Source organism: Nocardia sp. CA-084685, from assembly GCF_050955785.1.
Taxonomy (GTDB): domain Bacteria; phylum Actinomycetota; class Actinomycetes; order Mycobacteriales; family Mycobacteriaceae; genus Nocardia.
The window spans coordinates 1,198,743-1,222,559 of the sequence record NZ_CP192094.1 but is presented as its reverse complement, the minus strand read 5'-3'; the positions used below and the strand labels follow the sequence as shown (position 1 = coordinate 1,222,559).

Genomic DNA, 23,817 nt, shown 5'->3' with positions numbered 1-23,817 from the left:
ATTCCGGATTCGCCTCATGACGACTATGCCTCCGAGGTGACTGTGGCGATCGACTGCGCGTACATGGTGTCGGCTTCCTCCACAAGTTGTCCGGCTCGTAGGTAGGCCGCAGCCATCTTGAACGCCGCTTCCCTCATCCCTTCGAGCGCTTCCGTCATCTTCTTTGCCTTGCCGGAAAACCCGTTTTGCAGCTCCTGAGCGGACTCGAATCCACCAAAGCCTTCCATCCGGTGCAAATCCCGCGAAGCCTTGATCTGTGGTTCCAGTGTGGTCTCGACCAGCCTGGTATAGACCTCAGCGCACCGACGTGCAGCGTCGGCCTCCATCCGGAATGTTCCACCAGTGGCTTGCTGATACAGCGCATTTGCGGCCGATTGCCCCACTTCCATCGGCGATCCCTCCCTCGCTGTTTCGTCCGCTTACTGTACTGGACGCGTGAAACGGTCAATCGGTTCCGTTGGGACGCAAAACGTTCTCGATTGGTTTCGATCCTGCGGGTTCAGCGCACGCCTGCCGCTTTCAGCGCGGACACTCGCATCGAGAAGCGTGCGGTGCCGGTCTCGTGGCGGGTCGAGTGAACCCGCCGGACACAAATATGCCGACGCTGATCTGGTCCGCGAAAGCCGTGGTGGATGCAATTCTTCCTGGGGTTATGCTCCGATCGCATGATCATTCGCGATGCCGCCTCCGCGTGGGATGGCGGTGTGCTCTGCTGTGGCGAACAGTGAAACCTGATGGGAGGCGGGACATGTCGGAGGACGGATCGACGCTGGCACGGCGGCAACTGGGGAAGTATCTGCGGGATGGCCGACAAGGGTGCGGCCTCACGCTGCATCAGGCGGCCGAGCTGATCGAGCGCAGTGGCAGCACATTACAGCGGATCGAAAAGGGCACAGTGGCGCATCTGCGCGATGTGGACCTCGACGCGCTGTGCAAAATCTACAGCTTCGATGCGGACCAGACTGCGGCGATGAAAGGACTTGCGGCACAGGGCAATGAGCTCAGTTGGTGGTTCGAGTACGGCGACGTGATGCCGAAGAACTTCGACTTCTTCGTCGGGCTGGAGGCTTCGGCGCAGCGGCTGACGACCTATGAGTCCGAACTCGTGCCGGGGTTGTTGCAGACACCGGCGTACGCCAGTGTGCTCATCCGATCCGGCTATCCGGATGATGATGCCGAGGAGCACGCACGCCGAGTGCAGTTGCGGATGCGGCGGCAGTCGAGAATCACTCGCAAGCACAACCCGGCGGCACTCAACGTCATCCTGCGAGAGTCGGTCCTCCGGGGGATGGTCGGCGGGCCGAAGGTGATGGCGACCCAACTGAGGCACCTTGCCGACATGAGCACCCGCTCCAACGTAAGGTTGCAAATCCTCCCGTTCCGTGCGGGATTCCCATTGGGGGTCGCGGTCGGTCCGTTCGTCATCCTCGAGTTCGGCACGGATAGGCATGGCCAGCCGATCGAGCCGCCAGTGGTCTACACAGAGAATTTCACGGGGGACTTGTATCTTGCGAAACCAACCACTCTCCGGCGATACCATGAGGCGTACGAGAGCCTCCGGCGAAGCGCGATGGATCCCATCGATAGCCGTGCTCTACTCACGCGAATGGCAAAGGAGTACGCGTGAACTTTGATCTGACCACTGCCGACTGGTTCAAGAGCAGCCGCAGCGGTGCCAATGCGAACTGTGTCGAAATCGCCTTCCTCCCGAACAACCATGTCGGCGTTCGCGATTCGAAGAACCCCTCCGGCCCCGCACTCATGTTCACCTCGGCCGAGTGGTCAGCCTTCACCGCCGCGACAACTCGTGGAGAGTTCGACCGCTGACCTCAGAGGGGCACCACATGGCGAACCACTCGGACGCGAAGTGGTTCAAAAGCAGCCGCAGCGGAGGCAACGCGAACTGCGTCGAGGTCGCCTTCCTCCCGAACAACCATGTCGGCGTTCGCGATTCGAAGTACCCCTCCGGCCCAGCACTGATGTTCACCGCAGCCGAATGGTCGGCCTTCACCGCCGCGACGACTCGTGGAGAGTTCGACCGCTGACCTCAGAGGGGCACCACATGACGAACTAATCGGACCCGAAGTGGTTCAAGAGCAGCCGCAGCGGTGCCCACTCGAACTGCGTCGAGGTCGCTTCCCTCCCGAACAACCGTGTCGGCGTTCAGGATTCGAAGACCCCTCCGGGCCCGCACTCGTATTCACCCCAGCCGAATGGTCAGCCTTCACCGCCGCGACAAACCGTGGCGAATTCGACCGCTGACAGTCCCACTTTCGCATTTGGAGTACGCGTGAACCTCGATCTGCCCAGCTCCGACTGGTTCAAGAGCAGCCGGAGCGGCGGCAGCTCGAACTGAGTCGAAGTCGCCTTCCTCCCGAATAAGCATGTCGGCGTTTGTGATTCGAAGACCACATCGAGCCCAGCACTCGTGTTCACCCCGGCTGAGTGGTCAGCCTTCACCGCCGCAACGACTCGTGGAGAGTTTGACCGCTAACGGCCCCAGGCGGACTCAGCTGTAGGGTCTCAGAACTCGTGAGGAATCTCAGAATGCATGGCGGTGACATGGCGGATCCGTCATGTTTTGAGATTCGGCTCCCTTTTGTCGGTTGGTTGGCGGATGATCTTCGCCAGTTGCTCTCCACGGCAAGCGGATTCGAGTTGGCAAGCGTGATGGTGTCAAAGCACTCTGGTCTCGAGGGTCGGTTACTGTCGATGCTGTGCAGGTCAGGTTCCGACACGTTGCCGACGATGTCGAGGAGGTCGGCGCGCTTGCAGCGGTGAGTGCCGAAGCATTGAGCCAAGCGGCGCCGCGGTGGCGATTCCGCTGGTATCACGGTCAGAAGCACTACTCGGGCACGTATCGATCGGCTACCGAGTCCGCCATGTCATCTCCGAGTCGCGGCTGACCGGGATGTCGTGCAAGGTGCATCCCCGCGGCCGGGTCCAATTACGACGAGGCGACCGCCGCAGTCTTTTGGAGGAGAGTCATGTCCTTTCCTAGGCTTCCCCAGCCGGAGTCGGGTGAAGTGTTGTTGGTCTGCACGTGCTACGAGGACGGCACGGCACTGTGGGGCGGGCTGTTTGGCGAGATCGCGGGCCGCCGGGAAGGCGATGTGCTCGTCGTCGGGGGCAGCGGGGTTCGGCTGCGACCGATCGAGGACCGCGGATGGGACTTCATGCACGGCGGAAACGTCCCGGCGCTTGTCGTGGACGGTGGCCCGGTGCCGCCGGTCGCCGTCTTGGCAGACATTCCGGTGGTGTACGGCGGGGACGGGCCGTTGCTGGTGGACCTGGCGGCGATCCCCGGGCGCGGTGTCCGGGTTCCGTCGGCCCGGCTCGGCGAGATCCTGGCCGATCTGCTGGGCGGCGCACTCACATTCGACCACCTGGTGCGCAACATGGACGTGTGCGGCATGTACGAGGGGGAGGGCGGGCGCCCGGCCTTCCCCGCGCCGACGGCACCGCCGCGCCGGTCCTTCCCGGCACTGCCCTCCACCGCTGGCGTACTGCTGGTCCGTACCTTCTTCGACGACGAGGAGGGCTGGCACGCCCTGCTCGACGAGTTGGGCGGGGCCGACGAGGATGGCTGGGTCGGCGCAGACCTGGACCTGGACGAGATCGACGGGGAGCACTATCCGCTGACGGCGTTGGTCGTCGACGACCGAGCTTTCGGGGGTCTGCTGCCGGGTCAGGTCCCGGCGCTGGTCCCGCCGCCTGAGAAGCGCACCGAGGAGCACACCACGCTGGTTGTTCTCGCCGATGCCAGGACCTTTACCGAGCCCGGCCGACCGCTGACCGCTGTCGACCTGTACGACACCCCAGGGCAGCCCGCCGTCCTTCCCTGCCGCATGGTCGGATCGCTTGCGGACAACCTGGAGATCGGCAACATGGACTTTTGCGAGTTCGTCGCCGTGGAGGATACGGACCCGTGGTGGGAGGGCTCCTGAAAGGGCACGCGATGCTGCCCTACTGCCGTGAGCATCGGACAGCAGGGGCGCCATCACCGTCGCGCGCGCAACGCTGGCGCCGATGAGTCTCGGAAACAGCCATTCACAAGAACCCATATGGTCTCGGATAGAGGAATTGAAGACGTCCGGCATATTCTGAGAAATGGGGTCCACGGGAGCCACCACCCACGCGACAAGGCCCACACCACCACCCGGGACCCCGGTCTGCGACGCACACAACTCCACTGTCAGCGACCGCGTTCAGCGGTTACGCAGAACCGTGAGGGCCAGCACCACAAGCCACCCGCACAGAAATATGTGGCTACCACGCCCATCGAGAAGCCGGGCGCACTATGCCGGAATGCGTCATCGTGCCCGTCCAGATATGAGGTCGGAGCCCAGTCGGCGACCTGATACGTTTGCGGAAACCTGCGGTGTCGGCGCGGGCACGAATTGTGGTTGGGGGCGAAATGAGCGAGGACACTGAAGAGTTGGCCGCGCGGATCAAGCGGATCAATGAGGCGACTGAGCGGGTGCGGGGCCGTGCCCAGTCTGCGGACGGCACCGTGTACATCGAAACCGATGCCCGCGGGGCGATTACGGATCTGCGGCTCGCGCCCCATGCTGTGGAGCATGGAATGAGCCGACTGGCCATGCTCATCGTCGATCGGCATCGGGCGGCGTATACGAATGCTGAAGCCGAGGCTCAGCAGGTGTTCACGGAGGTGTCGCAGGAGTACCCGCTCGTGGACAGCGGATCCGGCGACACTCGGGACGAACAACTTTCGATCCGGAACTCGGAGCCGTCCGCGCCGCCAACGTATGTCCCAACGCATCTCCGCGGCGACAACGGCACTGGCCGCGGTTCGTACGGCGACCACGATTACGTCATCTGAGGTTGGGGATGTTCGAGATCGATCCTGTGCGAGTTCGTGAACTCGCCAACAATGTGCGCGGACACTCGACCATCATTGCGGGCAAGGCACCAGTGGCCGTCCCCGGTCGCGATGAGGCCCGAGCCGGAGCGAGGGAATCGCTGGCACTGACGCGGGCCGAGGAGACGCTGAAAGCTCTCGATGGAGTCCTGAAGTTCCATGCTGGACGGTTCAGTGGGATTGGGGATCTCGCGGAGAAAGCGGCGAACGAATTCGAGGAATTGGACCGGCAACGCGCCGTGAAACTCGATCAAGCAGGGCCGCGATGAGTGAATCGGAACCGCTGACGATCTCACAGGTACTGGCGTGGAATCTCAACCCAGCCGACGCCCTGGCCGTAGCCCTGAGCCGTGCTGCCGAGGAAATCGAAGCGGAAATCGAAGCCGCGGCCAGCGCGCTCGCCGGCTCGTACGAGTACTTCAACAGCGAGTCCGGCGAATCCGCTCGCCAGCGGGCCCAGGACGATCGCAAAGATGCGCTCACCACCGTCGATATCTACCAGGAACTTTCAGGAGTCATCGCGTCCACGACAGCGGTGTTCGAGGGCATGATCCTCCTGATTCGCGCGGCGATCAAGGAGATAGAAGACTCCGAATGGGACCTTTTCTACACCGATGACGGGGAGGTGAAGTCGAGGAAGTCCAATTGGGAGTGGATGAGGAAGTACTGGTGGTCGCCGGGGACTGCTATCGCGTACAAGGAGCTCGAGGAGGCCAGGCTCGCTGGCGGGCTGCGCGTCGCCTTGAACCGAATTCAGGAAGCGGATCTAATGGCAGAGGGGACGATTCAAGGTGCGCTGGAGAAGGTCCCGATTTCGGCCCGGCAGGCCCTCATCGCCGTACCCACCGATCCCGAGCTGGCGAAGATTCTCACCGACTATCAAACCGACGCCACCAAGGAAACCGTCGTGTGGCCGAGCGGCTGGCTCCTCGATATCGTCCGTGGCTGGGACCCGACCTTCAAAGCTGGGGCGATGCCGCGTGAAGAAGCCACCGCACTGGAAAACCTAATCGGTCAGCACGGGCTCCTCGGCCTCAAGGAGTTCTATGACATCAAGACCGAGGCGGAGCAGGCCGCGAAGGACCAATTCCCTGGATTCGATGTGGTGACGCAAGAACGAGTGCTTTCCGATGGTCATGGTGATGCATTCCGGCATGCATATTGGAATGCGCGAATGACCCAGGAATTCGGTGAAGATTGGACTCAAACCTATACGACGGCCCACGAAAAGACCGGCGGGAATCCACCGGCGCGTGAGGCAATGGATTTGTACAACAATAGGCTAGGACGCGAAATCGCCATCGATAATCCTGGCGCAAGTCCGGAACATTTGCGGACCAAGATTTCGGAAGCCATTCAGGATGGACATGCGGTCGTGCTCAAAACGCCGGAAGGGCAATCTCAACCACAGATAATCTGGAGTAATCAGGTGGAGGTCGCCAAAACTGATATCCAATCCGGGGTGGGGCTCCCGCTGCCGGGGAAGCGATGAGGGCTGATATGAAGATCCGATACTTTGCCCTCGTTGCGGTCGCGGTGTCCATGATGAGCGCGTGTGGGGTACCGCCATCCGCCGAGGAAGTATGTGGCTCGGATATTTTCGACTTCGGCAGTCGGCTCGAGCCATTGGGATCTGGACCACGTCTCAAGGAGGAGATCGGTAAGGCGGCTGTCGCCAAAGCCGCGACTACCCTCGGCGATATCGCTCGCGATGCCGGATGGTCCAACAACTGGGATCGGATGATCGTGGTCGTCGCGGATGCGGAGATCGACGATCTGAACAAGGCGGCACAGATCGACAGGCCCAAACCCTGTTGGCGGGGACTCCCGTACCACGTGAACTCTGATGGCCCATCGGATGCCTACTTTCTCTTCCTCTCGAATGGAAGACGCATGCAAGCGGTGGAATGGACTACCGATGCCATGCCTCCGCTGAGACTGCACCGTCATCCATCACTCACACCGCTATCCGCGCTGGTGGTGGACGAGGACGGCGAACTCGCACCCGCCGGTTGACATCGCCAATTTTGCGATAAGCACCCGCTGCACCGCAGATAACTTGAACCAACCAGGTGAAGATCGGCGAGGCCGTGAACTCGGCAGCCTTCAACAACCAGCCGGACAGCCTGCTTGCCGGGCGCCCCTGTGGCAGAAAATGACTGCCACCCAAATGAGCTAGCTCAGTTAGGAATTCATGCGGAGTAATCTGCCGCCCTGTATGCGTCTACCCTCTGTACTCGGGCTGGCGGCAATCCTGCTCCTGCTCGTCGGCTGCGAGCTGTCGTCGTCCGACGAAAAAGTCATCGTCGAACAGGAGAGTCCAGCTCTGGCGGATGCATTCGAACGTGTTCGGAACTCTCACGGCACAGCTCGACTCGGGGACCTCATTACCGAATCCGGGATTCCGGTGGGTTCGTGGGACCGGATGTACAGCTTTTCGTCCGCCACCAAGGAAAGTATCAACGATCGTCTCGGGACGAAGGGATTGGACTGGTGGGGTCTCCCTTTCGCCTCCGACTCTCTCATACAAGTATTCGTCAATAATGGCAAAGTCGTGTACGCATACAGTGACCGCAACCCACGGTACGCGGCTTATAGGGGCGCAACACCAGAGTCCGAGGTGAAAGCCGTGGAGCGAACGGCAGCGGGGACAACGGAAAGCGACACCTACTGGAGCATCGAAATCGAAGAGTTCCCAAAATAGGGTAGGCGCAATGCTATCCAGCCTTACTATTCCAACAGCGGCCTGGCGTTTGTTGAGATTCCCCCGAAGCGATGAGGACGGGAATGAAGATCCAATACGTTGCCCTTGCTGCGGCGGTTGTGTCCATGATGAGTGCGTGCGGGATACCGCCATCCGCAGAGGAAGTACGTGGCTCGAACAACCTTTTCACCTTCGATATCCGGAATGAGCCATTGGGATCTGGTTCACGCCTGAAGACGGAGACCAGCAAGGCGGCCGCCGCCAAAGCTCCGACCACCCTCGGCGATATCGCTCGCGATGCCGGATGGTCTGACAACTCTGTGGGTGGTAGGAGCTGATACGACTGTCGTTGCGGCCGAGGGATTTACCAGCGCCCCCGCGAAGACGGCGGCGGTAGCACGCGCGGCGTTCCCGATCAATACGCTGCCGATGCGGCTGCGGGATCGTCTCGTGAGGAGTTCGCCAACGAGCCATTCACCTGATGCTCCTGCGCACGGTTTCTCACGCCGCGCACGAATTCGCGGGGCAAAACCGTGCGCGGCGCGCGAATTGGTGCGCGGGAACCGAGACGGGTTCAGCGGCGGCGCAGGCCCGAAAGCACCAGCGCCGCAAGGGCACCCACGCCGAAGTAGGCCGCGCCGGTGCCCATCGAGAGACCGGCCGGGCGCATGCGGGGCTTGATTACGGCGGGGGCGGGTGGGGGGATTTCGGCTTCGATCTCGTTTTCCGATGCCGTTGCGGCCCAGGCGGTTGCGAATAGGATGATGCGATAGGTGGTGTAGCTGAACACCATCAGGCCGATGATCGATCCGAATACCGCGCCTGCGGGGCTGTGCAGCACCATCTGCAGGTAGAACGACGCGACGTATTTGAAGAGCTCGAAGACCACTGCGGCGATCGCCGCGGCTCGGGCGGCACTTCGCAGGGTGACCGGCTCGCGGGGCAGGCGTGCGATGATCCAGACGAACACCGCCCACGATGCGAGGAAGCCGAGCAGTATCGAAATGAGGACCAGGATCAGCCGCGCACCGGGCAACTCCGACAGGCGGAACGTGCTCAGCAGTCGCGCGCCGAGGGTGCTCGATGCCAGCGTGGACAGGCCGATCGAGACCACGAAGGCCAGGGCGAGACCGATCAGCGCGCCGAGGTCGGAGAGTTTGTTGAGGAACCAATTGCCTTCCGGGGTCTTCTGTTCCCACTGTTCGGTCAGTGCCGCCCGCAGATTCGCCATCCAGCCGAGTCCGGTGTAGACACCGACGAGCAGACCGAGCGTACCGACCGTGCCGCGCGATCGGACCGCCTGATCGATCAGATCATTGAGCTGGCCGCCAAGCGAACCCGGAATGTTCTCGATGATCTTGTTCCGCACTTCGGTGAGCATTTCCGGGTCGCCCGACAGCACGGAGCCCGCGATCGCGAAGGCGACCATCAACATCGGAAACAGCGACAGCACTGTGAAATACGTGATCCCGGCCGCGTAGTAATTACCGCGCTGCCGTTGATAGTTTCCGCCCGCGCGGATGAGGTGATCCAGCCATGGCCGCGACTGAATCCGACGTTCGAGCGCCGCCTTGATGTTGTCGATCACCTGCATCTGTCACGCCCCTTCAACAGAGACCGCGCGGTGCTGGTCGACGAGCGGTCGCTAGCGGTATTCCCCAGCTAACGAGCCAAAAACCCCACCCGGTCGTAAACCTGTGCCAGAGTGTTGCCGGCAATCTCGCGCGCCCGCTCGGCGCCTGCGTCGAGGATGCGGTCGAGTTCGCCCTGATCCGCCAAGTACTCTTCCACCTTCGCCTGTAGCGGGGTGACAAATTCGACCAGCGCGTCGGCGACGTCGGACTTCAGATCGCCGTACCCCTTACCGTCATAGTCGCGTTCCAGCGTGACGATCGGGGTGCCGCTCAGCGAACTCAGGATCACCAGCAGGTTGCTCACACCCGCCTTGGCTTCCGGGTCGTAGCGGATTTCGCGCTCGGTATCGGTGACCGCGGAGCGAATCTTCTTGGCGGTGATCTTCGGATCGTCGAGCAGGTTGATCAGACCGGCGTCGGTGGAAGCCGACTTGCTCATCTTCGAGGTTGGATCCTGCAGGTCGTAGATCTTCGCGGTGCCCTTGACGATATGCGCCTCCGGCACCACGAAGGTCTTCTTGAACCGAGTATTGAAGCGCTGGGCCAGGTTTCGGGTCAGCTCCAGATGCTGGCGCTGATCCTCGCCGACCGGCACCTGATGCGCACGGTAGAGCAGGATGTCCGCGGCCATCAGGACCGGATAGGTGAACAGTCCGACGCTGGCGTTCTCCGCGCCCTGTTTGACCGACTTGTCCTTGAACTGGGTCATCCGGCTGGCCTCGCCGAATCCGGTGATGCAGCTGAGCACCCAGGTCAGCTGGGCATGCTCGGGCACCTGGCTCTGCACGAACAGGGTGGAGCGCTTGGGGTCGATGCCGAGCGCGAGCAGCTGCGCGGCCGCGGCCTTGGTGCGCCGGCGCAGTTCCTTCGGATCCTGCGACACGGTGATCGCGTGCATATCCGGGATAAAGTAGAGCGCGTCGTAGTCGTCCTGCATGGTCACCCAGTACTGCAGCGCCCCAAGGTAGTTGCCGAGATGGAAGGATGCGCTGGTGGGCTGGATCCCGGACAGCACCCGCTGTTTGCGTTCAGCGGCCGGGTTCGTCTGAGCAGGACTGGACATATCCCGATCTTCGCATGGCTGTCACGCGGAATTTCGCGGGTCCCTCCGTGGTTACGCTCCGCTACCGCCTCCGGGCCCGTCGCTCACGCCGCGGTATTCGATCGGCGGCGTTCGCGGCTCCCTCCGTGGTTACGCTCCGCTACCGCCTCCGGGCCCGTCGCTCACGCCGCGGTCACGCGGAATTTCGCGCCGCCCAGTTGCGTGGGTCGACACCGGGCATACTCGGGCGGCCGGTGCTGTGCAGTTCGCGTTCCCGCTTGGACAGCAGCTTGTAGACCGGCGCGCTCGGACCGGCCAGCGTCGCGCGCAGCACCGGCGGAACCAGCGGCGGTGCGATATGCGCGGTGCGCACGCCCTGCGCGAGCGCGCGGTAGGCGAGTTGCTCGGGCAGCCCCCAGCGCATCCCGTACATATCGCGGATCCGCGGCGGCAGACTGCCCTGCACCAGCAGGTAGAACGCGTCGACGACCTGGCGGATCGGCCCGCGCTGCCGATAGGGCACACGCTGACCGGCCAGATACGAACCAACCAACCGGGCCTCATCGGTGAGGAACAGCTCGTCCGAGGCGAGGTAGTCGTCGAAGGATTTGCGGAACAGCGGGTAGCTGCTGGGCGCGGCCTCGCGCGGCATGCCGAACAGCTCGCCCCAGCGGAGGTAGTCCTGGTACAGCCCCTCGCGTTCGCCGTCGGTGAGCGGGCGGACCAGCAGATCGTGCATCACTTCGGCCGAGTCGAAGGCGAAGGCCATGGTCATGTACATCAGATGCGGGTCGAATGCGGAGTAGCCGGTGCCCGCCGGATGGTGCGGGCCCGCTTCCTCGGGCAGTTCACCGACGACCTTCGCATGCTTTTTGGCAGTGAAGGCGAGCGCGCGATCCGCCTCGTCCTTGCTGCCGAGGAAGACGGCTTCGAAAAGCTTGCCGGTCAACGCGAGTCGCGTGTACGGAGTCATCCGATGCTCGGTGTTCTCGGCGGTTCCGACGTACAGCAACGGATTGACCGCGCCGATCACCAGGGCACGCTGACCGTAGGTGAGGCCAACCGCGCGTTTGCTCATGACGCGTCGGGCCATCGAATGATCGGCGAAGTAGCCGGGCTCGGACATCGCTGCCTCCTCGTTGAGCGCGTGCCGTGGGGCATAGTGCCCCGTCATCTCGGGTGTCGGGATGCACAGCATCTGACAACAGAATCCACCAGATTTCGAAATCTGGCAACACTGTCTGCCAGATTGCGGTCATGCTCCGCTATCATGAACCGGTCGAGCGAAACCGCAGCCGTGCCAGAATCGCCACATGACTGCATCGCGAAGCGATTCCGTGAGGGGCGGTGCTCGGGCGACGGGTGAGCCTGCATCGGGAAGCGATTCCGCGGGAGGTGGTGCTCGGGCGGCGGGCGGATCGGCATCGGGTAGCGATTCGACGGGGCGTGGCGGCCGGACGAATAAGTCGGCATCGGCCAGCGACCCAGCGACCAGCAGCGACCGCAGGACGACATCGCCCGGCGATTCCACAAAGGATGGCGGCCAGACGACAGGTGGCCCGACGAAACGTGCCTACGGCGGCGTCTCCGCCGACGAACGCCGCGCCCAGCGACGCACGACACTGCTCGATGCCGCACTGGAGATCATCGGCACCCAGGGCATCGCCAAGCTCACCGTTTCCGGGCTGTGCGCACAGGCTGGACTCAATGAGCGCTACTACTACGAAAGCTTCGACAGCCGCGATGCGGTGCTGGCCGCGCTCATCGATCGGATCGCGGAGGAACTGGCCGGGGCGATCATCGGTGCGCTGCAGACCGCACCGGCCGATACCCGAGCCAAGGCGCATGCCGCGATCTCGGCAGGGATTCACCTGCTCACCGACGATCCGCGCAAGGCGCACGTCGCACTGGTCGCGGGCATGGCGACGCCGGAACTGCGCGCCCGCACGAACCAAACGGTGCGGGTATTCGCCCGCATCGTCGCCGCCGAGGGCATCGACTTCTACGGCATCACCGACCCGAATCCCGATCCCACCATCGACTTTCGCGCCACCTACCTGGTCGGCGGCCTGGTCCAGACCCTCACCGCCTGGCTACAGAACGACCTCCCGCTCACCCGCCAAGAACTGATCGATCACACCACCGACGTCTTCGTACTCCTCGCCGAGGACCTCGCCAGCCGCCTCACCTGAGCCAGACCGGCATCGACGGTAGTCGAATGGTCGTTCCCAGCGAGACCGACAGCCACCATTCGACTGTGCCCGGCGCTACGGGCTCAGGCGGACGATCTCCGGGTCGGACGGTTCGCCTTGGAGCACGACCCGGAAGGCCAGGCCCTTGGTGGACCAGTATTCGGCGGCCTCGCGCATGGCTTCGATGAACCATGCGCGTTCTTCCAATTCATCGATCAGTAGCTCGGCCGAATCGCGGATCACGGCAACATATCCGGCGGCGGGGCCGACGAAATCGTCTAGATCGCGCAGACATTCGTCGAAGGCGTCCTTATTCGCGCCGAAGTAATACGGGAACTGGAACGCGGGCGCGAATTCGTCGAAAACGCCTGCGGTGGTGCGCATTTTGGGCCCCCGCAGTTCGCGTACCGCGTAGTCGACGGGTGCGTCGTAGCGCACGCCGCTGAGCGTCGGCGCGTCGACGGGAAGGGCACCCACCACGGCGGACGGCGCCGAGGCCGCGGCGCCGGTGGACCGCCGGGCCTCGGGGCGGGCAAGGAACTGCGATAACGGAACTGTCATCAGCGCATCCTCGTGAAGGTTTCGTAGTGGTCACCGGTGTACCAGGCCGAACCGTCACTGCCGGTGACGATGCGTTCGGCGTCGCGGGAACGGTTGGGCTGCTTGGGGTTCACATCCCATTCCTGGTAGGTGATGGCTTTACCCGCCGAATCCTTGGCCGGCAGGGTGCCGCCACGATTCATCCAGCGGTCACCACCCTTGGTGCCGGACGCGTTGGCTGAATCCGGCCAGCGCCCCGCGTCGATTTCGGTCAGGGTCGCGTAGGCGCGATCCGGAACGCCGGGGGCGCGAACTGTGGATGTGGTGGTGACATCCGGGCCGCGCGCCGGAACCGCCACGCTGGCGCTGCGCGTGGTGGAGGTCACCGAGGCCGCGCTCGGCTTGCTGTCGCCGCCACGCGAGGCGAGCAGTGCGATCACCAAGGCCAGCAGGGCCACACCTAACGCGGCGAAGGCGCGAACCCGCTTCGATGAAATATTCATGCGATCCCGATCTCCAGCACTGCCATACCGCGAACTTTATCGGTACTGCACCGTGACGGGCGCGTGGTCGGACCAGCGCTCGGCGTAGGTGGCGGCGCGTTCGACCACCGCCTGCTTCGCCCGGCCCGCCACCTCGCCGCGGGCCAGGTGGTAGTCGATGCGCCAGCCCGCGTCGTTGTCGTAGGCACGGCCGCGGTAGGACCACCAGCTGTACGGGCCCGCGACGCCGGGATGCAGGTTGCGCACCACGTCCACATATCCGGCGGCGAGCATGCCGTCGATCCAGGCCCGCTCCTGCGGCAGGAAGCCGGAATTCTTCAGGTTGCCCTTCCAGTTCTTGATATCGAGTTCGGTATGCGCGACATTCCAGTCGCCGCAGATCACGAAATCGCTGGTCTGGGCCCGCATATGGGTGCCGATCTCGTCGAGGAAGCGGTACTTCTCGTCCTGCATCGGCGTATCGGCCTCGCCGGTATGCACATACACGCTGGCCACGGTCAATTCATCGAATTCGGCCTCGACATAGCGTCCGGTACCGGCGAATTCAGCGCTGGAACGCCAGGTTCCGTCCTGCCAGCCGCCGAGTCCGATGCGCACGGCACGCGGTTCGCGCCGGGACAGAATGCCGACTCCGGCCCGCCCCTTCGCTCCCGGTTCCGCATGCGTCAGATACCAGCCCGCATCCAGGGCGGGCGCGAGCGCGGCGCGGGTCTGCTCATCGGTTGCCCGAGTCTCCTGCAGGCAGATGATGTCAGCTTCGGTGACCGCCAGCCACTCGAGCATCCCCTTGCCCGTCTTGCCCGTCGCCGCACGGACCCCGTTCACATTGATCGACGAGATGATATAAGGCACCAGAGGACCGTACAATGCTGGTCAGACGAACTCCCCCGGGACATCGCAGTCCAGGAAGGGGTGAATGACGATGAAGTCAGGCACCACCAACTCTCCCGCCCCCATCAAAGCGCTGCATATCGGATCCGGTGATCCGGTTCTGCTGCTGCACGGGTTCATGCTTTCGCCGCACTGTTGGGAACAGGTTGCGCTGCGGCTTTCCGCGCATTGCGAGGTATTCGCCCCCGCCTTTGCCGGCCACTGGGGTGGTGAACCTATCGACGGCTGGTCGACCGATGTCCATACCCTCGCCGACCGGATCGAGGATCAACTCGATGAACTCGGTTGGCGTACCTGCCATATCGCGGGCAATTCGCTCGGCGCCTGGGTCGGCTTCGAACTGGCCCGACGCGGCCGGGCCCGCACCCTGACCGCGATCGCACCGGCGGGCGGTTGGCAGTCGCCCTCGCTCATCCAGTTCCGCGTCGGCGCGAAATTCCTCTCGCTGGTGCCGATCGTCCAGGTCGGTAAGCGGCTCGGCGGATTCGCGATCAACAATCCGGTCGCGCAACGCTTCGCCCTCATGCTGCTGAGCAAGAACGCGGCGGCCGTCTCGCGCCGCGATATCGCCGCCGTGATCAACGCGGCACTGCACTGCCAGGTCATGCTCCCGTTGATCCTGGGCACCGTGCGCGCTCCCGCGCTGGAAGACCTGTCGAACCTTCCGACCCCGGTGCGCCTGCTGATGGCCGAATACGACCGGATCATCCCCAACCGCGTATACGCCCGCCGCTTCCTGCGGGAACTGCCCGACTCCGCCGACCGCATCCTGGTCAACGGCGTCGGGCACGTCCCCATGCTCGAAGCTCCGGACCGCATCGCGACTCTGATAGCCGAACATATCTACGCCAGCCGCACTCACTTGCGCGCGGTGTGAAAACCCGGCACATGCCGTGCGCCGTCACCTTTGTGCTGTGCCGACGGCGAAGTTCGCGCTAGTGGGCGAGCAGGCCCTTGGCTATGTGGGTCACCTGGATTTCATTGCTGCCCGCATAGATCATCAAGGACTTGGCGTCACGGGCGAGTTGCTCGACTCGGTACTCGGTCATGTAACCGTTGCCGCCGAACAGTTGGACCGCGTCCATGGCCACCTCGGTGGCAGCCTCGGAGGCGTAGAGTTTCATGGCCGATGCCTCGGCGAGCGTCGGCGGCTTACCCGCCTTACCGCGCTCGAGGGTGTTGAAGACCATGTTCTGCACATTGATCCGGGCAATCTCCATCTTGGCCAGCTTGAGCTGCACCAACTGGAAGCGGCCGATCTCCTGACCCCACAGCTTGCGGCTCTTGGCATAGTCCAGGCAGAGCCGGTGACATTCGTTGATGATGCCCAACGCCATGAAACCGACACCGATGCGTTCGGCGGTGAAGCTGGAGCGGGCGCTTTCCCGGCCGTCGCCGCCCTTGTGCTCCTCGGTCTCACCGAGCAACCGGTCGCGGCCCAGGCGCACATTGTCGAAGAACAATTCACCGGTCGGCGAGGCGTGCAGGCCCATCTTCTTGAACGGCTTGCCCTGGGTGAGGCCATCCATCCCCTTGTCGAGCACGAAGGTGAGCACCTTGCGCTCGCGCTTATCGCCGCCGTCACCCTCGTCGAGCTTCGCGTAGACGATCATCACGTCGGCGAACGGACCATTCGTGATGAAGGTCTTCTGACCGTTGAGGATGTAGTCCTCGCCGTCGCGCTTGACATAGGTCTTCATGCCGCCGAACGCGTCCGAACCGGAGTCGGGCTCGGTAATCGCCCATGCCGCAACCTTTTTCATGGTGACGATATCGGTAAGCCAGCGCTGCTTCTGCGCGAGCGTGCCGCGCGAGGCGATGGTGGTGGCGCCGAGACCGATGCTGACACCCATCGCGGTGACCAGCCCCATGCAGACGCCGGACAACTCCCCGATCAGCACCGCCATCAGCGACTCCTGACCGGCGAATGGGCTACCGCCGGATGGCTTTTCGGACTTCTCCGGCAGCGGCTCGCCTGCGGCCAGCGCCTCCGCCTTCTTGCGCTCCTTGGCGAGCAGCCGCCGCACCGCCTCCCCACCCATCGCATCTATTCCGAAGTCGCTGAACAACTTCCGAATGACCGGGTAGGGGGTGAGCTCACCGCTCTCCAGTGCGTCGAGGTGCGGGCGGACCTCCTTATCGATGAAGTTGCGCACCGCTTCGCGGATCATCTCGTCGGTCTCGGACCATTCGAACATCGTCGTTTTCCTAACGTTCCCGCGAGATCAAGGCAGCCGAGCGGCGATATCGTCGATGAGCCACGGACCGTCGGTCTCGATCGTCTTCACGTCATGCCAGCCTGCCAGCTCGGAGATGGCCCCGCCCTGGACCGCGAAAACCTTGCCGGTGATCGGGCACTTTTCCGATGCCAGGTAGGCGACCAGCGGAGAAATATTGGCCGGGCTGAAGGCGTCGAAACCGCCGTCCTCGATCGCCTCTGCCTCGGCGGCCAGCATCTCACCCATGCCCGGTGTGGCCAGGGTGAGCCGGGTGCGCGCGATCGGCGCGATGGCATTGACACGGACGCCGTAGCGCGCGAGCTCGTCGGCCGCGACGAGGGTCAGCGCGGCGATTGCCGCCTTGGCCGCACCATAGTTGGCCTGGCCCGCATTCGGGATGGTCGTTCCGGAGGCCGAAGCGGTATTGATCACCGCGGCATTCGGCTGATTGCCCGCCTTGCTCTGCGTCTTCCAGTACGCGGCCGCGTGATGCAGGACCGCGGCGTGGCCCTTGAGATGTACGGCGATCACCGCATCCCACTGCGCCTCATCCATGCCCGCGATGAAGGCGTCGCGCAGAATTCCGGCGTTGTTCACCACGATGTCGAGGCCACCCAGCTCCGAAACCGCGTGGGCGACAACGCTACCCGCGCCCGCCCAGCTCGCGATGTTGTCGGTGTTGGCGACCGCCTTACCGCCCGCGGCGATGATCTCGTTCACGACCTCCTGGGCCGGACCGACATCGGAACCCTCACCGGCATTGCTGCCGCCGAGGTCGTTCACGACGACAGCGGCGCCTTCGCGGGCGAACAGCAGCGCGTGCTCACGCCCGATGCCGCGACCCGCGCCGGTGATGACGGCGACCCGTCCTTCCAATGCACCCATCTACATGGCTCCTCAGTGTGGTAGTTGGTCGGCGACTTCGGCGAGACCGTCGCTCAGGACGACGTCCTCGCCGCGAACGGTCTCGAAGGCGTATGTGGTGACACCATTTTCGGAGCCCACCCGCCAGATTCGGGTCTCCAGGTCGTCACCAGGGAGGACCATCTTGGCGAAGCGCACCGCGAATCGCTTCAGCCGGTGGACATCCGAGCCCGCGACCTCGGTGAGCACGGCCCACGATGCGAAGGCCATGGTGCACAGACCATGCGCGATGATCCCAGGCAGACCGGCATCCTTGGCGACCTGCTCGTCCAGATGCAGCGGCACTGGATCACCGGACGCGGGCGAATAGCGGTAGGTCTGATCGAGATCGACATGCTGCGGCACAACCGCGATCGGATCCTGTGACCGAAGGTTCTCGTCGAACTTGTGCGCCGGAGCGGCGACACCGACCGTCTTACCCGCTTCGATATTGCGGAAGAAGGCCGTCAGATACTGCTCGTTCACCAATTCCCCTGCCTTGGTGCGGCATTCGACGAGAATGGTGATGGTGCTGCCGTTGGAACGGCTGGCGTAGCCGATCGCCTTGGCCCGCGAGACCAGTTCGTCCCCCGGCAGGATCGCGCGGTGGAAGTGGAAATCCTGCTCCCCGTGCACGACTCGGCCGAATATATCCATCGGCGCGACATCGATCACCGGCATCATCATGGCCTCGAAGACCGGGACGATGCCGAAGATCGGTGCGGCCACCTCGCCCGACAGATGCGCCTCGATCGGATCATTGGTCGCGGCGGCGTATTCGGCGATCCGCTCCCTGGTCACTTCGAAACGCTCATTGTCACACCAGGTTTCGAGTCCACTGTCGTCGAACTCCACCGGCCGCGCCGCAGCAGCTGTCATTACCGACCCCTTTTCAGGCCGAGGCCAGCGCGTCGAGCTGTTCGAGCGATCGGTCCAACTGCTTCAGACCGTCCTTCTCGACCGCCTTGCCGAGTGCGCCCTTGATCAGCGCGCCCTCGAAGTCACCCGAGACCAGGATGGTGCTGCCACCATCGCCCTTGGGCTGGATATCGAAGGTGAACTCGGTCTTCACCCCGGCCATTCCGGTGCCGCCGAGGGTGAGCTTGTTCGGCTGCTCGACCGCGACGACGGTCCATTCCAACTTGTTCGCCATGCCGAGCATGACGATCTTCGCGACTAGTTTGGCCCCCTCGGCCAAGGTAGCGGGCGGCTCCTCCATGAAGCGCTCGTGGATGGTGAACCACTTGTCCCAGGTCTGCGGATCGGAGACGACCGCCCAGAGCGCGTCCGGGGTAGCGTTGACGTCCTTAGTGGCTTCGATATGGCCCATGAGTACTCCTCGTCGAGTGAATATTGTTGCTGCATCGCAGCTTTCGCCGAGCAGAGATCAGCGGTCGGCTCGCTGGTAGGCCGTGACGACCGCGGCGCCGCCGAGGCCGATATTGTGCTGCAGCGCGGCGGTGACGTTGTCGACCTGGCGCTTGTCGGCCGTTCCGCGCAGCTGCCAGGTGAGTTCGGCGCACTGCGCCAAACCCGTTGCGCCCAAAGGATGTCCCTTGGAAATCAACCCGCCGGACGGATTCACCACCCACTTACCGCCGTAGGTGGTCTGGTTGTCGTCGATGAGCTTTCCTGCCTCGCCCTCGCCGCAGAGCCCGAGGGCCTCGTAGAGCAGCAGTTCGTTGGCGGAGAAGCAATCGTGCAGTTCGATGACCTGGAAGTCCTCCGGACCGAGGCCCGCCTGCTGGTAAACGTTCTGTGCGGCATGAACATTCATGTCGTAGCCGATGAGATTCTTGGCGGTGTTGTCGAAGGTGGAGGCGAAGTCGGTGGTCATCGCCTGGCCGACGATCTCCACCGCCTGTGCGGCGAGGTCGTGCGAGTTCACGAATTCCTCGCTGGCCAGCACGACCGCACCCGAACCGTCCGAGGTCGGCGAACACTGCAGCTTGGTGAGCGGGTCGTAGATCATCCGCGAGCCCAGGATGTCATCGAGCGAATACGCGTCCTGGAACTGCGAATACGGGTTGTTCACCGAATGCTTGTGATTCTTGTAGCCGATCTTCGCGAAATGCTGCGCGGTGGTGCCGTATTGCTTCATATGCTCGCGCCCGGCCGCACCGAACATCCACGGCGCCACCGGAAAAAGCACCTCGGAGATCTCCGCGAGCGCCATGACGTGTTTGGCCATCGGCTGTTCGCGATCGTCCCAGGTGGAACCGAGCGAGCCCGGCTGCATCTTCTCGAAACCCAACGCCAGCGTGCAATCGGCCAGGCCGCCCCGAATGACCTGCGCCGCAAGGAAAAGCGCCGTGGAGCCGGTCGAGCAGTTGTTATTGACATTGACCACCGGAATGCCGGTCATCCCCAGTTCGTAGACCGCGCGCTGTCCGGAGGTGGATTCGCCGTAAACATAACCGACATAGGCCTGTTCGACTTCGCGATAGTCGATCCCGGCATCAGCCAAGGCCTTGGTGCCCGATTCCCGCGCCATATCCGGGTAGTCCCAAGCGCTGCCGTCCTCGTTCTTGCGGCGGCCCGGCTTTTCGAACTTCGTCATGCCGACGCCAACGACGTAGACCTTGTTCGCCATCGAACTCCTCACGTAGTACCTGACCCGGTGTGACCATGCGCCGGGCCGAAGACGCGGCCCGCGTGGGCGATCCTTTCCGGATCGAACAGAAACAAACATACAGAGCTGTATGTAAGCCTGCAAGAGCTCGAGGCGATTCGGCTCATAAAACGTGAGAACTCCCTGCTCAGGGCGAGCATCAGCACCATTCGGCGCGCGGTGAATATTGTGCCAAGGGTCAACGGCGAGTTGTCCAGGCGCGCAGAGGCATGGGCCGCTCACCAGCCCCGGCCGATGCTCGGCCCGAAGAGCACCGCGCGGCCGTCGCCAGCGACGATCCCGCGGTGCGCGCCCACATCGGCTGCTGGGCGCTCTTCGGCGCGATCACGCAGGTCCTCAGCCTTGTCTCTGCCCAGCGCGCGCGGCATTACCGACCAACATCGTCGGCTTCTACGCCGCTTGCGCAATCGCGTGGATCGTCACCGTCGCAATAGATATCGCGGTCGACAAGTATCTGCCGACGATCTCGCCAACGCGTCCGCCGTTCCGGCGCGCCAACGCTCTATTCGGCGGGCCGCGACAATGGATGCGCGGCCAATGCGGCCGTGGCGATCTCTCGCAGATGCACCGAAGCTCGCCGCCAACGTCGGTGCGCCCGTTCGGAATCCGGATCTATGAAGTTGGAAACCAGGATTCCGCGCAATGCGTCCATCGCGGTGTAGACGAAATCGCGAGCTTCCTTGCGCCGCATCTCATCCGGGACGAATCGAGCGACCGCCATCAGCACGGCATTATTGACGAACGGCTCGACCTTCTCCATCGCCGAGGCGAGAACCGGATCAGTTCGACCCGCCACCCACAGCTCAGCGGTGGCGATGAACAGTGGCCCCTGATGTAGCTCCCACAGGAAGTCCAAGGCCGCCCCGACCGGATCGCCGCCGCCCTGCACCCTGGACATCTCCCGCATCGCGGTCTCCGCGCGCAACTGCGCCAGATGGCTGATCGCCGCGACCACCAGATCGGTCTTGGACCCGAAGTGATGCACTTGGGCACCGCGGGTGACCCCGGCCCGCTCGGCGACCCGCGGCGTCGTGGTCCCGGCGTATCCGTATTCGACCAGGCAGTCGATGGTGGCATCGAGCAGACGCGTGCGCATCTCACTACTGCGCTGCTCCTGCGTGCGGCGCTGCTGCTTGGGCGCTTCGGACCTGGTCATTCCGGCGATTCTACACTTACATACAGATCTGTATGTTCATCGCCGCGTGGACCGATAAGCAAAAGTGATCACGGGCCGCCGGATTCGGCTCATCGCCCGGACCGACGCCGATACGCTGGTCGATCCGGACTGGGGCGAGGTCATCAGAGGTCACATCATCGCGCATCCCGATACGGCCGCGCTCACCGGCATCACCACCTACCACGACTCACCCGTCGGCTTCCTCCTGAAACTCGGTATCTACCTGCAGGATCGGCGCGGCAAGTTCGGCGGCCGGGTCGGCAATCTGCAGGGTGCGAATATGGCCATCCGGCGCACGGCCTGGCGGGTCCGCCATCGCGCCTTCATCGTCGGCGCGTGGCTCACGCACACGGTGCAGTGGCCGATCTACCGCTGTTGGGACTTCGAGCGGCGACGCTTCACGGTGCCGCGCGGCCGTGGGCGACTGAGCAAAATGAGCGCGTTCCGTCGAAAAATGGTCTGATTGGCTGGCGTAACCGATCAGGAGCACCACGATGGAACTGAGAGATATCGAGATCTTTCTGGCGCTGGCCGAGGAGTTGCACTTCGGGCGGACCGCGGAACGGATGTATCTTTCCCAGGCTCGGATCAGCCAGTCGATCAAGAATCAGGAACGTCGTATCGGGGGGCGTCTCATCGACCGCGGCAACCCGCGCAATATCCAACTGACCGCGCTCGGCAAGCAGCTGCTCACCGACCTGCGCCCCGCCTACCACGGTCTGACCCAGGCGATCGAGAACGCGCGCGCGACCGCGCAGGGCGCGGCTCGGGTGCTTCGCATCGCGATGATCGGCTTCAATTCATATGACTACCGGCCATTTTGGGAACTCTTCCGAACCCGGCACCCACAGTGGGAACTACAGATCCGCAATATCGAATTCGTCGAACAGTTCGACCCGTTGCGACGCGGCGAGGCCGACATCGTCATCGCGTGGTTACCGGTCGAGGAACCCGATTTGACCGTCGGGCCGATCATCTCGACCGAACCCATGGTGGCCATGATGGGCGACGACCACGAGCTCGCGGACGAAAAGCACCTATCTTTGGAAGTTTTCGGCGATCGCGGCGTGCTGGCGCCGAGCAAACCGATGCCCGACTACTGGGAAGATGCCATCAGCCCCTTCTACACACCCGGGGGCCGCTCTATCGAACGCGTTTCCACCGTCTCGACGGTGGAAGACATCCTGACGGTCGCCAGCACCCGCAGCGCCTTCACCATGGGCATGAGCCACGTCGCCCGCTACTACAACCGCCCCGGTATTCGCTACGTGCCGATCAGCGATTCACACCTGGTCCGGTGGGCGCTGGTCTGGCGCAGCGGCGGTGAAACCGAGCAGATTCGCGCGCTGGCGAGCGTTGTTCGTGAGCTGGGGCCACTGGAGCAGAACTGACGCCGCGGTTCGGACGCGTCCGAGCTGATGGCGGCGCGGTCGAAGACAGGCTGACGCGACGAAGGCAGACGGCACGGCAAAGGCCCGCCGCAACGATGCGACGGGCCACGGGGCTCAGGCTCGGCCAACGTAGGCGAGCAGCCGCCGGTGCGCGGGAGCATCGCGGGGCGCCGCAACCTCCGGACCGAACATCCCTGGTACGCGGAAGTTTTCGATGCCCATTTCACCCATGATCGCCAGCAGCTCCGCGCACAGCTGCTCGTCGACCGAGTGCACCTGTCCGGTGGCGACCGCCAGATCGACACCGTGCACGACTAGTTCGGTCAGGTGGATCACCGCCGCCATCGGGCCGGGCACCTCGCCGAAGCCGAGACGCACCTTCTGCTCGAGTGCGTCGGGGCGATGCCAGGCCGTGCGGTCGAGCTCGGCCGCCTCGGCGTAGGCGCCCTGCGGATCGGCGCCGAGCCAGTCGTCGTGGTGGTCGCGGACCGGGGTCAGGCCCTGCAGTTGCGCGGCAAAGATATTCATGCCGCCCACCAGGTGATTGAGCAGCTCGCGCAGGTCCCATTCCCGGCACGGCGTCGGCGCCTTCAGCTGTTCTGCGGCGATGCCTTCGACGATGCCGCCGGTCATATCGATGGCTCGGTCGATGCGGTCGATCGTGTCCATGTCAGGTCTCCTGGAAAGTATCGAGCAGCAAAGGGTTAGGCCCGGTCGAAGGTGTCGTCGAGCCAGTCGTAGATGCGAGCGAATGCGAAACGTTGTGCGCCGGACTGGCAATGGGCATCGGCGCCCTGCTCGACGGTGAACTCGAGCAGCGTCTTCGGGCAGGTCAGATGCGCGAAAAGGCGTTCGGGCTGACCTTTGAAGAACCCGTCGTCGGCACCAGCGCACACCAACGTGGGGCAGGCGATCTTCTCCGCGATGCCCTCGCGGACGTGGTAGTCGAGGTAGCTGGCGGAAGAGATGTGACCGAAGGTGCGCAGCGTCTCGTACCAGAACGAGTGGTTGTCGGGAAAGAAGATCGGTTCCATGTCGGCTCCTAAACGCAGTTTGTAGCGGCGTTAAGACCAAGATAGCGAGCGGCAACCACAAACGCAAGTCGCT

General features: G+C 63.6%; 28 protein-coding genes and 2 pseudogenes. 15 read left to right on the top strand and 15 right to left on the bottom strand.

What is annotated here, in order from left to right:
• Positions 1-23: 23 nt before the first annotated feature.
• The gene (locus ACQP2U_RS05290; RefSeq protein ID WP_433713652.1) at positions 24-389 is read right to left on the bottom strand and encodes a hypothetical protein; all 366 of its coding nucleotides are present in this window, start codon (positions 387-389) and stop codon (positions 24-26) included.
• 206 nt (positions 390-595) lie between these two features.
• Between ACQP2U_RS05290 and ACQP2U_RS05285 the strand changes: the two genes are divergently transcribed.
• The 11 genes and pseudogenes from ACQP2U_RS05285 to ACQP2U_RS05235 all read left to right on the top strand — a co-directional run bounded on the left by ACQP2U_RS05285 (position 596) and on the right by ACQP2U_RS05235 (position 7,586).
• Positions 596-1,627 carry a helix-turn-helix domain-containing protein gene (locus tag ACQP2U_RS05285; protein ID WP_433713651.1) on the top strand — a complete coding sequence of 344 codons (1,032 nt, stop codon included), beginning with the start codon at positions 596-598 and terminating at the stop codon, positions 1,625-1,627.
• The gene (locus ACQP2U_RS05280) at positions 1,624-1,827 is read left to right on the top strand and encodes a DUF397 domain-containing protein (RefSeq protein ID WP_433713650.1); all 204 of its coding nucleotides are present in this window, start codon (positions 1,624-1,626) and stop codon (positions 1,825-1,827) included. The genes ACQP2U_RS05285 and ACQP2U_RS05280 overlap by 4 nt, the downstream gene beginning before the upstream one ends.
• A gap of 17 nt (positions 1,828-1,844) precedes the next feature.
• Entirely contained in the window at positions 1,845-2,045 is a 201-nt protein-coding gene (locus ACQP2U_RS05275) for a DUF397 domain-containing protein (protein ID WP_433713649.1), read from the top strand.
• Positions 2,046-2,095: 50 nt separating this feature from the next.
• A pseudogene (locus ACQP2U_RS05270) lies at positions 2,096-2,262 on the top strand (DUF397 domain-containing protein); the annotation flags it as partial.
• A 106-nt stretch (positions 2,263-2,368) separates the two neighbouring features.
• Positions 2,369-2,494, top strand: a pseudogene (locus ACQP2U_RS05265) (DUF397 domain-containing protein); the annotation flags it as partial.
• A 493-nt stretch (positions 2,495-2,987) separates the two neighbouring features.
• A complete protein-coding gene (locus tag ACQP2U_RS05260; RefSeq protein ID WP_433713648.1) occupies positions 2,988-3,947 on the top strand; it encodes a DUF6924 domain-containing protein in 960 nt (319 codons plus the stop codon).
• A gap of 470 nt (positions 3,948-4,417) precedes the next feature.
• A complete protein-coding gene (locus ACQP2U_RS05255) occupies positions 4,418-4,843 on the top strand; it encodes a YbaB/EbfC family nucleoid-associated protein (protein ID WP_433713647.1) in 426 nt (141 codons plus the stop codon).
• A gap of 8 nt (positions 4,844-4,851) precedes the next feature.
• Positions 4,852-5,151, top strand: a complete 300-nt coding sequence (locus tag ACQP2U_RS05250; RefSeq protein WP_364346438.1) for a hypothetical protein — start codon at positions 4,852-4,854, stop codon at positions 5,149-5,151.
• Positions 5,148-6,374 carry a DUF6973 domain-containing protein gene (locus ACQP2U_RS05245; RefSeq protein ID WP_433713646.1) on the top strand — a complete coding sequence of 409 codons (1,227 nt, stop codon included), beginning with the start codon at positions 5,148-5,150 and terminating at the stop codon, positions 6,372-6,374. The genes ACQP2U_RS05250 and ACQP2U_RS05245 overlap by 4 nt, the downstream gene beginning before the upstream one ends.
• Before the next feature lie 8 nt (positions 6,375-6,382).
• Positions 6,383-6,898, top strand: coding sequence for a hypothetical protein (locus ACQP2U_RS05240; protein WP_433713645.1), 516 nt, complete (start codon positions 6,383-6,385; stop codon positions 6,896-6,898).
• A gap of 178 nt (positions 6,899-7,076) precedes the next feature.
• Positions 7,077-7,586 (top strand): hypothetical protein, encoded by a 510-nt coding sequence (locus ACQP2U_RS05235; RefSeq protein WP_433713644.1) that lies wholly within the window; start codon positions 7,077-7,079, stop codon positions 7,584-7,586.
• A gap of 574 nt (positions 7,587-8,160) precedes the next feature.
• On the opposite strand, the gene yhjD is transcribed toward ACQP2U_RS05235, so the two are convergent.
• From yhjD to ACQP2U_RS05220, 3 genes are all read right to left on the bottom strand, one after another.
• Positions 8,161-9,180, bottom strand: a complete 1,020-nt coding sequence (gene yhjD / locus ACQP2U_RS05230) for an inner membrane protein YhjD (protein WP_433713643.1) — start codon at positions 9,178-9,180, stop codon at positions 8,161-8,163.
• 68 nt (positions 9,181-9,248) lie between these two features.
• The gene (gene trpS / locus ACQP2U_RS05225) at positions 9,249-10,283 is read right to left on the bottom strand and encodes a tryptophan--tRNA ligase (RefSeq protein ID WP_433713642.1); all 1,035 of its coding nucleotides are present in this window, start codon (positions 10,281-10,283) and stop codon (positions 9,249-9,251) included.
• A gap of 172 nt (positions 10,284-10,455) precedes the next feature.
• On the bottom strand, positions 10,456-11,388 hold the full coding sequence (locus ACQP2U_RS05220) for an oxygenase MpaB family protein (RefSeq protein WP_433713641.1): 933 nt from the start codon (positions 11,386-11,388) through the stop codon (positions 10,456-10,458).
• Positions 11,389-11,575: 187 nt separating this feature from the next.
• Here ACQP2U_RS05220 and ACQP2U_RS05215 point away from each other — a divergent pair, with 187 nt between their 5' ends.
• Positions 11,576-12,454, top strand: coding sequence for a TetR/AcrR family transcriptional regulator (locus ACQP2U_RS05215; RefSeq protein ID WP_433713640.1), 879 nt, complete (start codon positions 11,576-11,578; stop codon positions 12,452-12,454).
• Positions 12,455-12,529: 75 nt separating this feature from the next.
• Here the strand turns inward: ACQP2U_RS05215 and ACQP2U_RS05210 are convergent, their stop codons facing one another.
• The 3 genes from ACQP2U_RS05210 to ACQP2U_RS05200 are packed head-to-tail and all read right to left on the bottom strand — an operon-like array spanning position 12,530 to position 14,349.
• A complete protein-coding gene (locus ACQP2U_RS05210) occupies positions 12,530-13,015 on the bottom strand; it encodes a barstar family protein (protein ID WP_433713639.1) in 486 nt (161 codons plus the stop codon).
• Positions 13,015-13,497 (bottom strand): ribonuclease domain-containing protein, encoded by a 483-nt coding sequence (locus ACQP2U_RS05205; protein ID WP_397031701.1) that lies wholly within the window; start codon positions 13,495-13,497, stop codon positions 13,015-13,017. The genes ACQP2U_RS05210 and ACQP2U_RS05205 overlap by 1 nt, the downstream gene beginning before the upstream one ends.
• 36 nt (positions 13,498-13,533) lie before the next feature.
• Positions 13,534-14,349, bottom strand: coding sequence for an exodeoxyribonuclease III (locus tag ACQP2U_RS05200; protein ID WP_433713638.1), 816 nt, complete (start codon positions 14,347-14,349; stop codon positions 13,534-13,536).
• 64 nt (positions 14,350-14,413) lie between these two features.
• On the opposite strand from ACQP2U_RS05200, the gene ACQP2U_RS05195 reads away from it, so the two are divergent.
• Complete coding sequence (locus ACQP2U_RS05195; RefSeq protein WP_433713637.1) at positions 14,414-15,265, top strand: alpha/beta fold hydrolase; 852 nt, start codon at positions 14,414-14,416, stop codon at positions 15,263-15,265.
• Between the two features lie 58 nt (positions 15,266-15,323).
• On the opposite strand, the gene ACQP2U_RS05190 is transcribed toward ACQP2U_RS05195, so the two are convergent.
• From ACQP2U_RS05190 to ACQP2U_RS05165, 6 genes are all read right to left on the bottom strand, one after another.
• The gene (locus tag ACQP2U_RS05190) at positions 15,324-16,586 is read right to left on the bottom strand and encodes an acyl-CoA dehydrogenase family protein (protein WP_433713636.1); all 1,263 of its coding nucleotides are present in this window, start codon (positions 16,584-16,586) and stop codon (positions 15,324-15,326) included.
• A gap of 27 nt (positions 16,587-16,613) precedes the next feature.
• Positions 16,614-17,492: an SDR family oxidoreductase gene (locus ACQP2U_RS05185; RefSeq protein WP_433713635.1), complete on the bottom strand. Its 879-nt coding sequence runs from the start codon at positions 17,490-17,492 to the stop codon at positions 16,614-16,616.
• 12 nt (positions 17,493-17,504) lie between these two features.
• Positions 17,505-18,389, bottom strand: a complete 885-nt coding sequence (locus ACQP2U_RS05180) for a MaoC/PaaZ C-terminal domain-containing protein (RefSeq protein WP_433713634.1) — start codon at positions 18,387-18,389, stop codon at positions 17,505-17,507.
• A 13-nt stretch (positions 18,390-18,402) separates the two neighbouring features.
• Positions 18,403-18,840: a type II toxin-antitoxin system Rv0910 family toxin gene (locus ACQP2U_RS05175; RefSeq protein ID WP_397031691.1), complete on the bottom strand. Its 438-nt coding sequence runs from the start codon at positions 18,838-18,840 to the stop codon at positions 18,403-18,405.
• Positions 18,841-18,897: 57 nt separating this feature from the next.
• A complete protein-coding gene (locus ACQP2U_RS05170) occupies positions 18,898-20,103 on the bottom strand; it encodes a lipid-transfer protein (RefSeq protein WP_433713633.1) in 1,206 nt (401 codons plus the stop codon).
• A gap of 541 nt (positions 20,104-20,644) precedes the next feature.
• Complete coding sequence (locus ACQP2U_RS05165) at positions 20,645-21,298, bottom strand: TetR/AcrR family transcriptional regulator (RefSeq protein WP_397031687.1); 654 nt, start codon at positions 21,296-21,298, stop codon at positions 20,645-20,647.
• 64 nt (positions 21,299-21,362) lie between these two features.
• Between ACQP2U_RS05165 and ACQP2U_RS05160 the strand changes: the two genes are divergently transcribed.
• Together ACQP2U_RS05160 and ACQP2U_RS05155 are read left to right on the top strand one after the other, a co-directional pair.
• The gene (locus ACQP2U_RS05160) at positions 21,363-21,782 is read left to right on the top strand and encodes a hypothetical protein (protein ID WP_433713632.1); all 420 of its coding nucleotides are present in this window, start codon (positions 21,363-21,365) and stop codon (positions 21,780-21,782) included.
• Between the two features lie 31 nt (positions 21,783-21,813).
• Positions 21,814-22,710: a LysR family transcriptional regulator gene (locus ACQP2U_RS05155; protein ID WP_433713631.1), complete on the top strand. Its 897-nt coding sequence runs from the start codon at positions 21,814-21,816 to the stop codon at positions 22,708-22,710.
• Between the two features lie 114 nt (positions 22,711-22,824).
• Here the strand turns inward: ACQP2U_RS05155 and ACQP2U_RS05150 are convergent, their stop codons facing one another.
• On the bottom strand, positions 22,825-23,379 hold the full coding sequence (locus ACQP2U_RS05150; RefSeq protein ID WP_433713630.1) for a TIGR03086 family metal-binding protein: 555 nt from the start codon (positions 23,377-23,379) through the stop codon (positions 22,825-22,827).
• A 35-nt stretch (positions 23,380-23,414) separates the two neighbouring features.
• Positions 23,415-23,744, bottom strand: a complete 330-nt coding sequence (locus ACQP2U_RS05145) for a hypothetical protein (RefSeq protein WP_433713629.1) — start codon at positions 23,742-23,744, stop codon at positions 23,415-23,417.
• Between the last annotated feature and the right edge of the window lie 73 nt (positions 23,745-23,817).

What these genes read in the sequence shown, in the direction of transcription:
- ACQP2U_RS05290 (WP_433713652.1), bottom strand. Translation starts at nt 389, where the DNA reads ATGGAAGTGGGGCAATCGGCCGCAAATGCGCTGTATCAGCAAGCCACT.
- ACQP2U_RS05285 (WP_433713651.1), top strand. Translation starts at nt 596, where the DNA reads ATGCCGACGCTGATCTGGTCCGCGAAAGCCGTGGTGGATGCAATTCTT.
- ACQP2U_RS05275 (WP_433713649.1), top strand. Translation starts at nt 1,845, where the DNA reads ATGGCGAACCACTCGGACGCGAAGTGGTTCAAAAGCAGCCGCAGCGGA.
- ACQP2U_RS05260 (WP_433713648.1), top strand. Translation starts at nt 2,988, where the DNA reads ATGTCCTTTCCTAGGCTTCCCCAGCCGGAGTCGGGTGAAGTGTTGTTG.
- ACQP2U_RS05255 (WP_433713647.1), top strand. Translation starts at nt 4,418, where the DNA reads ATGAGCGAGGACACTGAAGAGTTGGCCGCGCGGATCAAGCGGATCAAT.
- ACQP2U_RS05250 (WP_364346438.1), top strand. Translation starts at nt 4,852, where the DNA reads ATGTTCGAGATCGATCCTGTGCGAGTTCGTGAACTCGCCAACAATGTG.
- ACQP2U_RS05245 (WP_433713646.1), top strand. Translation starts at nt 5,148, where the DNA reads ATGAGTGAATCGGAACCGCTGACGATCTCACAGGTACTGGCGTGGAAT.
- ACQP2U_RS05240 (WP_433713645.1), top strand. Translation starts at nt 6,383, where the DNA reads ATGAAGATCCGATACTTTGCCCTCGTTGCGGTCGCGGTGTCCATGATG.
- ACQP2U_RS05235 (WP_433713644.1), top strand. Translation starts at nt 7,077, where the DNA reads ATGCGGAGTAATCTGCCGCCCTGTATGCGTCTACCCTCTGTACTCGGG.
- yhjD (WP_433713643.1), bottom strand. Translation starts at nt 9,180, where the DNA reads ATGCAGGTGATCGACAACATCAAGGCGGCGCTCGAACGTCGGATTCAG.
- trpS (WP_433713642.1), bottom strand. Translation starts at nt 10,283, where the DNA reads ATGTCCAGTCCTGCTCAGACGAACCCGGCCGCTGAACGCAAACAGCGG.
- ACQP2U_RS05220 (WP_433713641.1), bottom strand. Translation starts at nt 11,388, where the DNA reads ATGTCCGAGCCCGGCTACTTCGCCGATCATTCGATGGCCCGACGCGTC.
- ACQP2U_RS05215 (WP_433713640.1), top strand. Translation starts at nt 11,576, where the DNA reads ATGACTGCATCGCGAAGCGATTCCGTGAGGGGCGGTGCTCGGGCGACG.
- ACQP2U_RS05210 (WP_433713639.1), bottom strand. Translation starts at nt 13,015, where the DNA reads ATGACAGTTCCGTTATCGCAGTTCCTTGCCCGCCCCGAGGCCCGGCGG.
- ACQP2U_RS05205 (WP_397031701.1), bottom strand. Translation starts at nt 13,497, where the DNA reads ATGAATATTTCATCGAAGCGGGTTCGCGCCTTCGCCGCGTTAGGTGTG.
- ACQP2U_RS05195 (WP_433713637.1), top strand. Translation starts at nt 14,414, where the DNA reads ATGACGATGAAGTCAGGCACCACCAACTCTCCCGCCCCCATCAAAGCG.
- ACQP2U_RS05190 (WP_433713636.1), bottom strand. Translation starts at nt 16,586, where the DNA reads ATGTTCGAATGGTCCGAGACCGACGAGATGATCCGCGAAGCGGTGCGC.
- ACQP2U_RS05185 (WP_433713635.1), bottom strand. Translation starts at nt 17,492, where the DNA reads ATGGGTGCATTGGAAGGACGGGTCGCCGTCATCACCGGCGCGGGTCGC.
- ACQP2U_RS05180 (WP_433713634.1), bottom strand. Translation starts at nt 18,389, where the DNA reads ATGACAGCTGCTGCGGCGCGGCCGGTGGAGTTCGACGACAGTGGACTC.
- ACQP2U_RS05175 (WP_397031691.1), bottom strand. Translation starts at nt 18,840, where the DNA reads ATGGGCCATATCGAAGCCACTAAGGACGTCAACGCTACCCCGGACGCG.
- ACQP2U_RS05170 (WP_433713633.1), bottom strand. Translation starts at nt 20,103, where the DNA reads ATGGCGAACAAGGTCTACGTCGTTGGCGTCGGCATGACGAAGTTCGAA.
- ACQP2U_RS05165 (WP_397031687.1), bottom strand. Translation starts at nt 21,298, where the DNA reads ATGACCAGGTCCGAAGCGCCCAAGCAGCAGCGCCGCACGCAGGAGCAG.
- ACQP2U_RS05155 (WP_433713631.1), top strand. Translation starts at nt 21,814, where the DNA reads ATGGAACTGAGAGATATCGAGATCTTTCTGGCGCTGGCCGAGGAGTTG.
- ACQP2U_RS05150 (WP_433713630.1), bottom strand. Translation starts at nt 23,379, where the DNA reads ATGGACACGATCGACCGCATCGACCGAGCCATCGATATGACCGGCGGC.
- ACQP2U_RS05145 (WP_433713629.1), bottom strand. Translation starts at nt 23,744, where the DNA reads ATGGAACCGATCTTCTTTCCCGACAACCACTCGTTCTGGTACGAGACG.